11 protein-coding genes are annotated in these 14,088 nt (G+C 61.7%); 4 read left to right on the forward strand and 7 right to left on the reverse strand.

Going from position 1 to position 14,088, the window contains the following annotated elements:
* Positions 1-64: 64 nt before the first annotated feature.
* Positions 65-1,588 carry a peptide MFS transporter gene (locus GV829_RS00350; protein ID WP_169943303.1) on the reverse strand — a complete coding sequence of 508 codons (1,524 nt, stop codon included), beginning with the start codon at positions 1,586-1,588 and terminating at the stop codon, positions 65-67.
* 138 nt (positions 1,589-1,726) lie between these two features.
* Between GV829_RS00350 and GV829_RS00355 the strand changes: the two genes are divergently transcribed.
* Entirely contained in the window at positions 1,727-2,320 is a 594-nt protein-coding gene (locus tag GV829_RS00355) for a nitroreductase family protein (RefSeq protein WP_169943304.1), read from the forward strand.
* 62 nt (positions 2,321-2,382) lie between these two features.
* Positions 2,383-2,730 carry a GntR family transcriptional regulator gene (locus GV829_RS00360; protein ID WP_169943305.1) on the forward strand — a complete coding sequence of 116 codons (348 nt, stop codon included), beginning with the start codon at positions 2,383-2,385 and terminating at the stop codon, positions 2,728-2,730.
* On the opposite strand, the gene GV829_RS00365 is transcribed toward GV829_RS00360, so the two are convergent.
* From GV829_RS00365 to GV829_RS00385, 5 genes are all read right to left on the reverse strand, one after another.
* Positions 2,727-4,712, reverse strand: coding sequence for a tetratricopeptide repeat protein (locus tag GV829_RS00365; protein ID WP_169943306.1), 1,986 nt, complete (start codon positions 4,710-4,712; stop codon positions 2,727-2,729). The genes GV829_RS00360 and GV829_RS00365 overlap by 4 nt on opposite strands.
* The gene (prsR, locus tag GV829_RS00370; RefSeq protein WP_169943307.1) at positions 4,696-6,072 is read right to left on the reverse strand and encodes a PEP-CTERM-box response regulator transcription factor; all 1,377 of its coding nucleotides are present in this window, start codon (positions 6,070-6,072) and stop codon (positions 4,696-4,698) included. The genes GV829_RS00365 and prsR overlap by 17 nt, the downstream gene beginning before the upstream one ends.
* Entirely contained in the window at positions 6,069-8,150 is a 2,082-nt protein-coding gene (prsK, locus tag GV829_RS00375) for an XrtA/PEP-CTERM system histidine kinase PrsK (protein WP_169943308.1), read from the reverse strand. Before prsK ends, prsR begins: the two co-directional genes overlap by 4 nt.
* Complete coding sequence (locus GV829_RS00380) at positions 8,147-9,535, reverse strand: TIGR03013 family XrtA/PEP-CTERM system glycosyltransferase (protein ID WP_169943309.1); 1,389 nt, start codon at positions 9,533-9,535, stop codon at positions 8,147-8,149. The genes prsK and GV829_RS00380 overlap by 4 nt, the downstream gene beginning before the upstream one ends.
* Before the next feature lie 108 nt (positions 9,536-9,643).
* Positions 9,644-11,050: a helix-turn-helix domain-containing protein gene (locus GV829_RS00385; RefSeq protein WP_169943310.1), complete on the reverse strand. Its 1,407-nt coding sequence runs from the start codon at positions 11,048-11,050 to the stop codon at positions 9,644-9,646.
* Between the two features lie 168 nt (positions 11,051-11,218).
* Between GV829_RS00385 and GV829_RS00390 the strand changes: the two genes are divergently transcribed.
* Together GV829_RS00390 and GV829_RS00395 are read left to right on the forward strand one after the other, a co-directional pair.
* On the forward strand, positions 11,219-12,811 hold the full coding sequence (locus tag GV829_RS00390; protein WP_169943311.1) for an isocitrate lyase: 1,593 nt from the start codon (positions 11,219-11,221) through the stop codon (positions 12,809-12,811).
* A gap of 106 nt (positions 12,812-12,917) precedes the next feature.
* Entirely contained in the window at positions 12,918-13,085 is a 168-nt protein-coding gene (locus tag GV829_RS00395; RefSeq protein ID WP_169943312.1) for a hypothetical protein, read from the forward strand.
* 86 nt (positions 13,086-13,171) lie between these two features.
* Here the strand turns inward: GV829_RS00395 and GV829_RS00400 are convergent, their stop codons facing one another.
* Positions 13,172-14,041 (reverse strand): nucleotidyltransferase family protein, encoded by an 870-nt coding sequence (locus tag GV829_RS00400; protein ID WP_246202919.1) that lies wholly within the window; start codon positions 14,039-14,041, stop codon positions 13,172-13,174.
* Positions 14,042-14,088: the final 47 nt, after the last annotated feature.

Below are 14,088 nucleotides of genomic sequence, written 5' to 3' on the forward strand. Positions count from 1 at the left end.
CGTCCCGTTTGAAAACAAATTCATGGGCGGCCGGCTAATGCGGCCACCCATGATTGGCAATGGTTCACGCAGTCGCCTTGTCGGCCGAGTCATCCTTAAGCGTGTCAAGGTGCATCAGCTTCTTGATCAGCGGCGATATGACAACAACGCCGACACCTACCGCAATCGCGATCCAGCCGATCTGGCTATAGACATCAAGCACAACCTGCTTGCCCGCACCTTCACCCGAAGCCGCTTCCGAACCGGTGGCCGCCGCAATCAGGCCGGCGACGAAATTGCCGGTAGCCGAGGCAAAGAACCAGCTGCCCATGATCAGGCTGGCCATATGCGCCGGGGCAAGCCGGTTCATCGCGCTGAGCCCCACTGGCGACAGGCAAAGTTCCCCGGTTGTGTGAAAGAGATAGATGAGGAAGACGAACAGCACCGGCGTCAGATCGCCGGTCGCCGCACCCCATACCAGGACGAGGAAGCCAAAGCCCAGCTGCATGAGCGCGAGACCGAACTTGGCAGGCGTCGAGGGCTCCAGCCCGCGACGACCCAGCCAGGTCCAAAGGGCAGCGAACAGAGGCGCCAACAGAACGATGTAAATGGCGTTGATCGACTGGAATACCGAGGCCGGAACACCCGCACGATCAACATAGCGGTCTGTGTAGAGGTTGAGCGATGACCCTGCCTGTTCGAACAGCGCCCAGAAAAGGATCGAACCAACGATGAGGAACATGGCCGCAAAGATGCGGTCACGATCTTCCGAAGGCAGTTTCACGACAGCGGTGAAGAGAACATAGAGCAGCAGTGCTGCGCCACAAATCCCCAGCAGCGTTCCGACCACTGCCTGATTCTGGACCATCCACCAGCAAATGGCGACGGCAACAACGCCCACAACATACAGCAGCCATTCGAGCTTGATGCCCATGACCGGCGACGAGAGCTTGACCGGATCGGGCGATTCCCCGCGACCGAGCAACAGCGGCTTGAATACGACAAAGACGATAAGGCCGAGCAGCATGCCGAAACCGGCGGCGCCGAAGCCATAGGCCCAGCCATAGGTTTCGCCGAGATAGCCGCAGAGCAGCGAGCCAAGCGCGGCACCGAGGTTAATGCCCATGTAGAAGATGGTGTAGGCGCCATCACGGCGGACGTCGGTCCGCGGGTAAAGCTGCCCGACGATCACCGAGATGTTCGCCTTGAGGAAGCCCGAACCGACAATGATGAAGGCGAGGGCCAACCAGAAGATGTTGAGGCTGGTCGGATCCTGCCCGCCATCGCCTTCAAATCCCATCAGGAAATGGCCGAATGTCAGCAATATCGCGCCGTACAGTACCGCCTTGCGCTGCCCCAGCCACTTGTCGGCGAGATAACCACCCAGCACCGGGGTAATATAGACCAGCGCCGTATAGGCGCCATAGATGACGCCGGCCTGGGCATCCGAAAACAGCCAGTGCTTGGTGAGGTAAAAGATCAGCAGCGCCCGCATGCCGTAGTAAGAGAAACGCTCCCACATTTCGGCAAAGAAGAGAACGAACAGGCCCTTTGGATGGCCCAGGAATGTGCCGGCGGAATCGCCGTCCGGCAAAGCGACATTAGCCATTTTTGGCGTATCCTTCCCTTATCGCATGCAAGGCGGCGCATTCGATGACAGCCGACCCAATTGCCGCCGAACCTAGCGCAATAAAATGTCTTGCCAAGCATGATTGTCGCATCTGCAACCACGGGCTAGGGGAAAGCCATGTTCAACGATCCTTCTTCCGCCCTTTCGCTGTTGCTGAGCCGCCGTTCCGGCAAAGCGCGTGACATGATCGGGCCCGGCCCGGATGCGGCTGAGCTTGACCTGATTCTGCGCGCGGCGACGCGAGTGCCTGACCATGGCAAGCTGAACCCCTGGCGGCTGGTGGTGATCCCGCAAGAGGAACGGGCGGCGTTTGGTGCGATGTTGTGCGACGCCTATCGCGCCGAACGACCGGATGCGGGTCGGCTGGAAATTGAGGCCATGGACAGTTTCGCCAAGGTCGCACCGCTGATGATCGCCCTGCTCTCCACACCGGTCGAATCGAGCAAGATCCCGTTGTGGGAACAGCAGATGTCGGTTGGCGCTGTGGCGATGCAACTGCTCAACGCGGCCCACGCCCTCGGCTTTGTCGGCAACTGGCTGACCGGTTGGCCCAGTTTCAACCGGGCGGTTGCCGAATCGCTCGGTGCGCGCGGGGCTGAGGACCGGGTTGCCGGTTTCTTCTTTTTCGGGACAGCAGCCAAGCCGCTTGAGGAAAGGCCACGACCGGAAATCGCTCAAGTCGTATCGACTTGGCCGGTCGTCGCACGCTGATCCTTGCCCTTGCAACCAGCTTAGATGTTGACGGGCCGCTGTGTTACTGTCATAACTCGCTGATGCTGGATCAGTCCAAACCCGTATATCAACGCCTGCGTGACGTGATCGCCGCTGGCATCCTCGACGGCGATTTCCGTGACGGTGACATGCTGCCGTCGGTGCGTGCGCTGGCCGCCGAACATGGCGCCAATCCGCTGACCGTGGCGAAGGCCTATCAGAGCTTTCAGGACGAAGGTCTGGTGCTGGTCAAACGCGGCGTCGGCATGTTTGTTGCCACTGGCGCTGCCAACATTCTGCGCGCCCGGCTCAAGGAAGAGTTCCTCGCCAATGTCTGGCCACCGGTTGCCGAGCAGATCCGTCGGCTTGACATTGATCCGGCAACACTGATCGACCGCCTGCCGGCCTAACTCCCAACGCGGAGAACTTCTTCCCGCCAGCTTTGCAACAGGGCGTCATCGGGTGCGAGGCTGGCTGCTTTCGCCAGCAAATCCTGCGCATCCTGACTGGCCCCGGCGCTGCGCGACATGGCTATGCCATAGACACCGCTAATGGTCGCATTGCCTGGCAACAACCGGTAGGCACGACGGGCATAGCTGAGCGCTGAGGCGGGATCGCCCAGTTCCAGTTCGCATCGCGCCAACTGGGCCAGCAACAGCGCATCATTGGAACCAGTCCGCGCCAGGGCTGCCCGCAATTGCGCCGCACTCCTTGTCCAGTCGCCCTGCTCGGCGGCAAAGGCCGCTGCGGTGCGCATGGCGGCAACATTTTCCGGCCATCGCATTTGAAACTGGCGAATGGCCTCTCCGGCCCCTTCACGGTCGCCGGCGCTTACCAGCGCATGGACCAGACGCAGCATGACCGGTTCGTCATAACGAAGCTGACTTGCACGACGAAACTCAGCCACTGCCCGGCGACTGTCGCCCACCATCATCGCTGCGTCACCAACCAACAGCCGGGCTTGCGCGACACCCGGATTCGCATCTGCCAACCGGCTCGCAAGCGACAGCGCGCCTGGACCATCAGCGCGCGCCAGCCTGGCGCGGATGGTCGGGATGGCTACCGCAGGATCAAGAGAGTCGCCTGCGTCATTTGCCGCAGGCAGCGGCGGAGGGTCGCCACGTTGCAGCCGGCTGGCACGATCCAGCGGCTGGCGGGCATCGGCCTGCCATTCGAGGCCGGAAAAGCTGTTGGACAGCAAGAGCAGTGACCAGCTGTCGGCGTCAGTGCGGATGGTGACCGGGTCGAGAGTCAGCATCGCGCCGCGCGGATTGTCTCCCCTGACCTGCGCAAGCGCCAGCAGTCGCCGGCCCACGCCATTGTCCGGTTGCAGTTCAACCAGTCGCGCGGCATGGCGTTCGGCAGCACTGGGCGTATCCAGTGCCAGTTCGACCGCCGCCTTGGCCTGAAGAACAGCCGGCAGATCGGCGTCGGCGCCACCAATCCGGCCGAGCAAGGTCCGCGCCAATGGCCAGTCACCCGCCCGCGCTGCTACCGTGCCCATCAGGAACAGCGCCCTGCCATTGCCCGGTTCCAGTTCGGTTGCTCGCCGCAACGGCTTGAGCATATCGCGATAGTGGCCGGCATCGCCAAGCGAAGCAGCCCATTCGAGCATTACCGGGACATTATCCGGATCTGCTGCCGCTGCGGCTTCATACCAGGGAATCGCGGCGACCGGCCCTTCGCGGGTACGAACAATTTCGGCCTTAATTGCCAGCGCGGAGGCCGAACGCGGCGCCCTGCGCCACGCTTGGGTCGCTGCATCATCGGCACCCAGCACATCCTGCTCGGCCAGGCGGAACCGGGCAAAAGCCACCCAGCTTTCGACATTGTCCGGGGCCAGCCGCAGGGATTCGGCAAAGTCTGCCTGCGCCGCAGTGTAGGCACCAAGGCGATATTTGGCTTCGGCACCAATGCGCAGGGCACGGGCCGCATCGCGCCGCAGATACCCGCCGGCCAAAGTGTTGAGCGCATCCTGGGCGCGCCCTTGCAACAGCAACGCCTGTGCCAAGTCAGTCGCCAGAATCGCCGGCGCCGCGCCGAGCTCAGCAGCGCGTTGCAACTGGCGCTCGGCTTCGACCCCGCGACGCAGCCCATTATAGGCATGAGCCAGTTCCAGTCGCAGCCCGACATCATTGGGCTGGGCCGTCACCGCATTCATCAGGTCAACCCGGGCCGACCGGTAATTGCCGGCCGCCAAAGCGTCCCGGCCGCGGGCCAGCGGGTCGACCAGCCAGGCACGGACCGCCAGTATCGAGCCGATCAGCACGCCGGCGGCTACCAGCAAAAGGAGCGCCGTGACAATCGGTGCACGGCGTCCACCACGCGCGGCGCGGCGCGCCGCCCGTTCCGCCTCACGCCGTTGTTTGCGGATGCTAGGCGCTGAAATCATGCTGCTTCATCAGGTCGTAAAGGGTCGGACGACTGACCCCCAACATTCTGGCAGCGGCCGAAATATTATGCTCGCATACGGACAGCGCATGGCCGATGGCCCGCTTTTCGGCCGCATCGCGCACGGCCCGCAGATTGATGAAATCACCCTCACCTGCACCTGGTTCATCGAGATCGAGGTCAGCTGCGGTGATGAACTTGCCTTCGGCCATGATAGCGGCGCGTTTGACCCGGTTCTCAAGCTCACGCACATTGCCTGGCCAGCCCCAGGCTTCGACAGCGGCAATGGCGTCGGGGGACAGGTCACGCGCACCGACGCCCATTTCCTTGCCATATTTGCGCAGGAAATGGCGGGCGAGCAGCACGGCATCGCCGGGCCTTTCGGCCAGCCCGGGAATTGGCACGACGATTTCCGCGAGGCGGTAGTACAGGTCTTCACGGAAGCTGCCGTCGGCAACCATCGCCTTCAGATCGCGGTGGGTGGCACAGACGATGCGCGTATCGACCGGGATGGGTTTGCGCCCGCCTATCCGTTCAATAACCCGCTCTTGCAGGAATCGCAGCAGCTTGACCTGGAGCGGCAGCGGAATGTCGCCGATTTCGTCGAGGAACAACGTGCCCCCGTCGGCCATTTCAATCTTGCCTTCGGTGGTTTTCACCGCACCGGTGAAGGCACCCTTTTCATGACCGAACAATTCGCTTTCCAGCAATGTGTCGGGAATGGCGGCGCAGTTGATGGCAATAAAACTGCCCTTGGCACGGGGGCTCGCTTCATGCAGGCCCTTGGCAAGCAATTCCTTGCCGGTGCCGCTGGCGCCAAGCAGCATGACCGAGACATTGGCCGATGCGACCTTTTCGATCGTGCGGGTCACCTTGTGCATCTCTGGCGCCGCCGTGATCAAGCCGCCCAGCATCGTCACCTCGCCAGGCACGTTGGCCATCAACCGCCGGTTTTCAGCCTCCAGTGCCTGCACGTGAAAGGCCCGCCGGACGATGGCGCCCAACTCGTCAAAATCGACAGGCTTCTGGTAGAAATCCCAGGCACCCGCGGCAATGGCGGTCAAAGCGCTCTCGCGTTCATTATGGCCGGAAGCGATGATCACCTTGGCCTGCGGGGCGAGCGCCAATATCTCCTTGAGCGTGCGAAAGCCTTCGCTAACGCCATCCGGATCAGGTGGCAGGCCCAGGTCGAGCGTGATCACCGCCGGCTCTTCCGCACGCAATAGCGTCAGCGCTTCTTCGCGACTGCCGGCGACCATCGTCGAATAATCCTCATAAGCCCAGCGCAATTGGCGCTGCAGGCCGGGATCATCTTCGACAATCAACAGCTTGGGTTTGGTTATGGTGTCCATGCGGCTCATGCGGCCTCGCTCGTATTGGCGGCGACGTGCGTAACATCGGCCCGCGGCAGGGTAAGGGTAAAAATCGTGCCTTCGCCTTCACGGCTTTCGACATTCAGCGTTCCGCCCATGGCGACTGCCAACTGACGGGCCTGAAACGCACCGATGCCGAAGCCGCCGTCCTTGGTCGAACTGAACGGTCGGAACAGCTGGGTCCTGATGAACTCTGGCGACATGCCGACGCCTCGATCCTCAACGGCGATAAGGACATGCTTATCATCCTCGCCAAGCTGGATGGTCACCGGCGCATCACCAATGGTGGCGTCAATCGCATTCTGCACGAGATGGATCAGCAATTGTTCCAGCGTATGCTGGTCAGCCAGAGCCTTTGCCTTGGCCTCACCCAGCAATTGCACCCGGTGCAGCCCCCGCTTGCCCACGGCAACGCGCATCGCCGCCGCTGCCGCATCGACCGGGCCCAGCCCTTCGATCCGCACCTTTTCCTGCTGACTCAAGCGCTGCATCATCTGTCCAAGACGGTCAGCCGACAAGCGCAGGGTGACGATCATATCCTCGCGGAAATCAGGATTATCGCCATGGCGTTCAACATTGCGGGCCAACAGCGCCATCTGACTCGTTAGATTTTTGACGTCATGCATCATGAAGGCAAAGCGCCTGTGGAACTCCTCAAAACGATTGCTTTCGGCCAGGGCTTCGGCACCGCGCGCTTCGGCAATGTGACTGGCAGCCTGTGTGCCAGCAACCTTGAGCAGATCGAAATCTTCCCAGTCCAGCGCGCGGTCGAGCGGCGGTCGGCTCAACAGCATGATGCCTTCGGTCCGGTCGAGGTGCAGTAATGGCACAGCAATCCAGAGGTCAGGGTTGAGCAACAGACTGCTCGGCACAACCTGCATTTCCTCTTCGGGCGAAGTGCCAGCGCGCAGTTCGTCAAACTGCACAATGCGGCCTTCACTTGCCATCCAGCGAGCCATCGGGCCCAGATCATCGTCCATCCCGATACCGGCGAGCGAATGCGGCCAAACCGCCGCCAATGACAGGCGGCCGCCACTGTCAGGCGTCAGCAACAGGCCGCCCGTGCTTTCGACAATGTCCGCCACCGCCTTGATGACACGTGATTCGAGCGTCAGCCCGGATGCCTGCGAACGGCTCAGGGTCGCTGTGAAACGCAGCCACTCGGCCCGGTAGTCATAGCGATGCTCGAAAAAGTGCTTGGTCGTCCACACGCGCAACCGCGCGCGCAGACGGTTCGACCGCCACAATGCAAGCGCCCCGGCGCTGGTTCCTGTGAGGACGACCAGTTGCGCAAATGCACCAAAGGTTCCGAGTGATGAATTGACTGCCATCGTGAACAGCGAGAGGGCCACCAGCCACGCGGCAACGGCCGCCAATGCCACGGACCGAAAGGCCACCGGGCGCGACAGTCGCACCTTGTGCCCGGCGGGGCGCACCAGCGCTATGGCAAAAACCAGCGCCACCACCCCGGCAGCAAAGGGCCGCAACTCGAGCAGCAATGTCGCTGGCCGGTCGCTCAGATAGCTGATCACATACAGGTTCAGGTCATAGGTCCACAGACCGGCAATTGCGGCCAGGGGCAGCGTCAGGCCGCGTCGTTCATCAGCATCGGCCGCTTCGAACAGATTGTGCAGCAGGACCAGACCGCCGGCACAGAACAGCATCTGCAACGTGTCAAGCGCATGGTCCATGTTGGCGTTGCCGCCCAGCAAGGTAGGCAGCAACAGCAAGGCCGCGATGACGGTTTCGACAAAGAACAGGCCAATATAGATCCAGCCGATCTGACTGATCCCTTCATCGCCAGTGCGGCGACCGGCTATGGATGCCATGAACCACAGCCAGGCAAGGTTTCTGACCGCTTCGGCGATCCAGCCCGAAACGCTGCCAATGCCTGTCAGTCCCAATGCACCCAGCCATAAGGCCATGCCAAGCAGCGCGGCCACATAGGGCGCGCGGGCGAGCGGCATTCGCCGCAGGACGCTGAGCACCGCAAGCGCCGCATAGGAGAAGGATCCCACCAGCGAAACCACCGCCAGGCCGCCAAGGCTGAGTTCCGTGCCGGTCATCGAACGCCTTCGGGCCAGAGCACCACGCGCAAGGTCTGCAACAGGATCAGAAGGTCGAGAAAGGGCGTGTAATTCTTGGCGTAGTACAAATCATATTCGAGCTTGCAGCGCGCATCCTCGATCGACGCGCCATAGGGATAATTTATCTGTGCCCATCCGGTCAGGCCCGGCTTCACCATGTGGCGTTCGGCATAATAGGGGATTTCGCGTTCCAGTTCCTGAACGAACTCCGGTCGTTCGGGACGCGGCCCGACAAAGCTCATTTCACCCTTGAGCACGTTCCATGCCTGGGGGATTTCGTCGATCCGCGTCATGCGCAGGAACCGACCGATCCGGGTAATGCGCGGGTCGGCTTCGGCTGCCCAGATGGCTTTGCCGCCAGCTTCGGCATCCTGCCGCATCGACCGCAATTTGAAGATGTCATAGGGTTGGCCATACAGGCCGACACGCCGCTGGCGGTACAGGGCCGGTCCGGGGCTGTCGAGCTTGACAAGAATTGCAGCGATCAGCACCACCGGTCCCATGATCAAAAGGACCAGCAGGCTGGCGACAATGTCGAACAGCCGCTTCGCGACCTTTGAAACCCGCTGTCCTGCCGTGAATCCATCAGAAAAGATGAACCAGCTTGGGTTGACGGTTGCCAGGTCAACCCGGCCAGTCTCACGCTCCAGAAAACTGGAAATTTCGTTGACGTGCACCCCGGTGGTCTTGATCCGCAGCAGGTCGTCAAGCGGCAACGCATTGCGCCTTTCTTCCAGCGCTAATACGACTTCCCCGACGTTCAGCGCGACCACATGGTCGGCCAGACTGTCAATCTTGGTCCTGTGGACGGCGGCCGGCACGGCGGGCGCCTCATCGGTCATGGCGACAAAACCCACCGCGTTGAATCCCGCGCTGCTTGATCGCGCCAGATCGGCAATGCGGCCAGCCCGTGAACCGGCTCCCAGGACCAGGATACGCCGGCGGAAGGCCTCACCACCCAGCGCAGCGGTAAACGCAAATCGCAGCAGGATCGGACCGAGAACAGCGAGTGGCATGGCATAAGCAAGGTTTGATCGCCACAAGGCAACGCTGGGAAAAACAAAATAAAGGGTCGCCAGCAGGATGATGCCAAGGGATACCGCCGTCAGGAGCCTCATCAACGCAAAGCGGACGGATTGCAGCGCCTCCGTCCCATAGACACCGACACCAATCATGCCCAGTTGCACCACCAGGGCAAAACTCACCATCGGAATCCAGCGCACATAAAGCGGCTCTACCGTCATCCCGATCTGATGGGCACGCAACACCCAAGCCGCTTCCGCCGCCATCATCAACAGCAGGGCGTCAAACAGGGCAAGCAGCAGAACTGCCTTGGGAATATAATGTTTGAACAGACGAAACATCGGTCTGGTGCGTGCCCTAGCCACCTGCGATCCACTTGCCGCATGCCCCGCTTAGCACCAGCTTCTTGCCTGTCGGTTAACTTTACAGTCTTTCAACAGGGCAAAAGATCAATCGGAAAAGCCAAAGGGAGCCAGGGTCCGGCGATACTCATCGGGCAGCACCTGCCGACCGATCGGAGGCGCCGAACGCGCGGCACAGTTGGGGCGCTGGCACAGGCGACAGCTGACGCCGATCGGTGTGGGGCGCTCTGCATCCGGTGCATCGGGGCCATCGGCATAGACCAGCCGCGGCGCATGATCCGCGGCACATCCCAGCGCAATTGCACGCTCGACACGGGCCGCGCCATGGGCTCCGCCGCCTGCGGTTACCGTCCGCGCGATCGAAAAGAAACGCTGGCCATCGGGAAGTTCAAGCCACTGGGTCAGGATGGAACGCGGTCGCAAGAATGCCTGATGGACCGACCACAGGGGACAGGCCCCGCCATGGCGGGCAAAGGGAAAGCCCGCCCCGTCCATCCGCTTTGACACATTGCCAGCCTGATCGACGCGCAAAAAGAAGAAGGGCACGCAGGTGGAGCCCGGCCTTTGCAAGGTTGTCAGCCTGTGCGCGGTCTGCTCGAAACTGGTACCAAACTGCCTGCCCAGGACCTCTATGTCATAGCGCTTCACCTCCGCTGCCTTGGCAAATGCGCCATAGGGCATGACAAAGGCAGCCGCAGCATAGCTGGCCAGTGAACGACGGATCAGCAAGCGACCACTATCCGTCTCCAGACCGCTTGCCGACACCAGCCCATCCAGATCCTTGCGCCATTCCAGATAGGCAATTTGTAGCGCCAGCTGGAACTGCCGGCTCGAACTGTCGAGCGTTTCATCGAGCAATATCTCGCTGCGGTGCCGGTCATATCGGCGCAGCGAACCAACCATCACATGCGATGGCAGGAAGCGGACACGCAGGCCGTACTTCCCTTTGAGAAAGGCGGTAGGACCACCCGCTTCCTCAACCTTGCCAGCCAGCACCTCGGCCAAATCGTCAAGCTGCGGGAAACTGTTGCGATTGCTGGCCAGATAGTTGCGCGCTTCGGCAACCGGATCCGCCTCCCCCGCGGCGCCGGCATCCGCGCTGGCGATACGATCGGCCAGCGTTGCCTGTTCCTGCTGCCAGCTGCCGTGCAGGCGCAGCAAGGCTTCGGTGATACCGGGAAAATTGGTCGCGACGTCCGCGATCTCAAGGGCGGGCAGGTCGATGTCGGAGAAAATCGGGTCTTTCAGGACTGTCCGCAGCCGGCTGATCACCTCGGCACTGTTGTCCACCGCCAGTTCGGCCACATCCAACCGATATGTCCGCGCAAGGCGGAGCAATATGTCGGCTGTCAACGGTCGCTGGTTGCGCTCGATCAGCGCGATGTAACTCGGCGAAATCTCGAGATCCGCTGCCATTTCCGCCTGCGTCAGGCCAAGCTCGCGCCGCAGGCGCTTGAGGCGCGGGCCCAAATAGACCGACCGTTCAACTGCCACTGCTCACGTCCCTCCAGCAACTGCACAAGCTTTTAATGTAAATACATTACATCATGACAAAGAAGCTATGTAAAGTCTGACAGCGTGACTCCGCAGTGCATTTTCGATGGCTCCGGACAGGGATACCCCGCTTCCATCACACCGGACTCTCTCCCTAAGGACCCGATCATGGACTATCAGAACCACATCACCAGCACGGACGAACTGATCCGCAGCCACAACGGCACCTGGGATGGCATCAGCGGCGAATCGGTTGCCCGGATGCGCCTGCAGAACCGCTTCAAGACCGGCCTCGACATTGCGCGTTACACTGCAAAGATCATGCGCGAGGACATGGCCGCCTATGACGCCGATCCTGCCAATTACACCCAGTCACTGGGTTGCTGGCACGGCTTCATCGCGCAGCAAAAACTTATCTCGATCAAGAAGCATTTCGGCACGACCAAGCGTCGTTACATCTATCTGTCGGGCTGGATGGTTGCCGCGCTGCGCAGCGATTTTGGCCCGCTGCCTGACCAGTCGATGCACGAAAAGACCAGCGTTCCGGCATTGATCGAGGAAATCTATACCTTCCTCAAGCAGGCTGACGCGCGTGAGCTTGGCATGCTGTTCCGCGATCTTGATGCCGCCCGCGCCGCTGGCGACGAAGTCACCGCCAAGGCAGTCCAGGCCAAGATCGACAATTTCGAAACCCATGTCGTGCCGATCATTGCCGACATTGACGCCGGTTTTGGCAATGCCGAAGCGACCTATCTGCTCGCCAAGAAAATGATCGAGGCCGGCGCCTGTGCGCTGCAGATCGAAAATCAGGTCAGCGATGAAAAGCAGTGCGGTCACCAGGACGGCAAGGTCACCGTCCCGCATGAGGACTTCCTCGCCAAGATCCGCGCGCTGCGCTACGCCTTCATGGAAATGGGTGTCGAGGACGGCGTCATTGTCGCCCGCACCGACAGCCTGGGCGCCGGCCTCACCAAGCAGATCGCCTATACCCGCGAGCCGGGCGACCTCGGTGACCAGTATAACGCCTTCCTCGATTGTGAAGAGGTCAGCGGTGCGGGCAACCCCGGCGACGTGCTGATCAACCGCGACGGCAAGCTGATGCGGCCGAAGCGCCTGCCGTCAAACCTCTACCAGTTCCGTGCCGGAACGGGTGAAGACCGCTGCGTCCTCGACTGCATCACCAGCCTTCAGAATGGCGCTGACCTGCTGTGGATCGAGACCGAAAAGCCGCACATCGAACAGATTGCAGGCATGGTCGACCGTATCCGCGAGGTCATCCCCAATGCCAAGCTGGCCTACAATAACTCGCCATCGTTCAACTGGACGCTGAATTTCCGTCAACAGGTGTTCGATGCCTGGGAGAAGGAAGGCCGCGACTTGTCGGACTACGACCGGGCCAAGCTGATGAGCGCCGATTATGACGCCAGCGACCTTGCCATCGAGGCCGACAACCGCATCCGCACCTTCCAGCGCGACGCTGCGGCACGGGCCGGCATCTTCCATCACCTCATCACACTGCCGACCTATCATACTGCGGCGCTGTCGACCGACAATCTCGCCAAGGAGTATTTCGGTGACGAAGGGATGCTGGGCTATGTCGCCGGCGTGCAACGCAAGGAAATCCGTCAGGGTATCGCCTGTGTGAAGCACCAGAACATGTCAGGCAGCGACATTGGCGATGACCACAAGGAATATTTCGCCGGAGAAGCAGCGCTCAAGGCAGGTGGTGTCCACAACACCATGAACCAGTTTGCTGCCTGAGCGGCATCACAGGAACCAGTTTGCGGCGTGACCCGCAAAGCCTGAGGGCGGTACCCCCCCGGACCGCCCAAAGGCAGCAGCAACCCGAACTCCACAGGAGGCCATTATGGCAGAACCGACACGTTCCCGCGCCGTCCTTTCGACGGAAGATTTCGAGCTGCTGCGTGAAGCGGTGCTCTTTTACCTGACCAACCATCAGGACAGCCCGCAATCAATCAAATATTCGCGGCTCTATCACCGGCTCGGCACCGCCGCCGGCAAGCGCGCCGCCTGACAAATAGCGGCACGCGCCGCACCGAACTTTCCTGGGGAGGAAAGCCTGCCCGTCGGATGTCAAGCACATCCGGCGGGCAAACCATGTCAGCCACACTTACCTTCCCGCTCACGCGCAGCAAGGATCGCCTCGGCCTGAACGTGGTCGTTGACCTTGTCGACATCGATGGCGGCAACCGGATCACCCATCGGGATTAGCCGCGCCGTCAGGCCAAGCCTGGTGCCAGCGCGGGCCAGCGCATCGCCCAGGCCGATTGTGCGGGTGATGGCGCGCAAGGCCAGGCCAAAGCCGAAGTGCAGGAACAGCTTCAGCGGCTTCTTGCGATCCGTCTCCGCCTCCGCCCACAGGTCAAGCGCCGCATTGGCCCGGGCGCTGGTCAGCGCGAACAGGTTGGCGCCCGACCATGCGCCATCGGAAAACCGCAGCCAGGTCCGCCGGGCATCGGGGAATTTGGACAGCATCACCTCATATTCGACCATGCCGACCGCCACATCGGGCGATGGCTTGCCCGGAGCTGACAGTTGCGCGCCCAACAGGAACTCCTCGACCATCGACCGGGTCAGCAGCACATGATCGGCCGTTGTGACGAACACCGGCCAGGGCGCGACTTCAGTGCCGGCGACGCTGCGGATGCTGCTGCTGATACCCGCCCCGCTCGGCAGGATGATCGCGCCGCCGCCGGCATCGACCGCAGCCTCCATGCGCGCGGGATCCTGCGCCAGGACGATGATGCGGCTGATGTCGGGGACGCTGCGCAAGGTACGCACGACACGGGTCAGCATCGCCTCACCGCCGACGCGCACCAGCGCTTTCCAATCCTCGCCGAAATGGCTGGCGAGCGGATCCGGGCCCGGACGTTGCCCGGCGAGGATGATGGCGGTCCATTTGACGGACATGCGGGCTGCGAATTCCCTGTTGCTTATTGGTCGCGCGGCGATGGCCGTCACGAAGGACATGCGTGCGACTGACCGGCGACGGCAACAATTGCAAGCGGCAAGTTGGT

It is taken from the genome of Sphingomonas lacunae, assembly GCF_012979535.1.
In the GTDB taxonomy this organism is placed as follows: Bacteria; Pseudomonadota; Alphaproteobacteria; order Sphingomonadales; family Sphingomonadaceae; genus Sphingopyxis; species Sphingopyxis lacunae.

What these genes read in the sequence shown, in the direction of transcription:
- GV829_RS00350 (WP_169943303.1), bottom strand. Translation starts at nt 1,588, where the DNA reads ATGGCTAATGTCGCTTTGCCGGACGGCGATTCCGCCGGCACATTCCTG.
- GV829_RS00355 (WP_169943304.1), top strand. Translation starts at nt 1,727, where the DNA reads ATGTTCAACGATCCTTCTTCCGCCCTTTCGCTGTTGCTGAGCCGCCGT.
- GV829_RS00360 (WP_169943305.1), top strand. Translation starts at nt 2,383, where the DNA reads ATGCTGGATCAGTCCAAACCCGTATATCAACGCCTGCGTGACGTGATC.
- GV829_RS00365 (WP_169943306.1), bottom strand. Translation starts at nt 4,712, where the DNA reads ATGATTTCAGCGCCTAGCATCCGCAAACAACGGCGTGAGGCGGAACGG.
- prsR (WP_169943307.1), bottom strand. Translation starts at nt 6,072, where the DNA reads ATGAGCCGCATGGACACCATAACCAAACCCAAGCTGTTGATTGTCGAA.
- prsK (WP_169943308.1), bottom strand. Translation starts at nt 8,150, where the DNA reads ATGACCGGCACGGAACTCAGCCTTGGCGGCCTGGCGGTGGTTTCGCTG.
- GV829_RS00380 (WP_169943309.1), bottom strand. Translation starts at nt 9,535, where the DNA reads ATGTTTCGTCTGTTCAAACATTATATTCCCAAGGCAGTTCTGCTGCTT.
- GV829_RS00390 (WP_169943311.1), top strand. Translation starts at nt 11,219, where the DNA reads ATGGACTATCAGAACCACATCACCAGCACGGACGAACTGATCCGCAGC.
- GV829_RS00395 (WP_169943312.1), top strand. Translation starts at nt 12,918, where the DNA reads ATGGCAGAACCGACACGTTCCCGCGCCGTCCTTTCGACGGAAGATTTC.
- GV829_RS00400 (WP_246202919.1), bottom strand. Translation starts at nt 14,041, where the DNA reads ATGTCCTTCGTGACGGCCATCGCCGCGCGACCAATAAGCAACAGGGAA.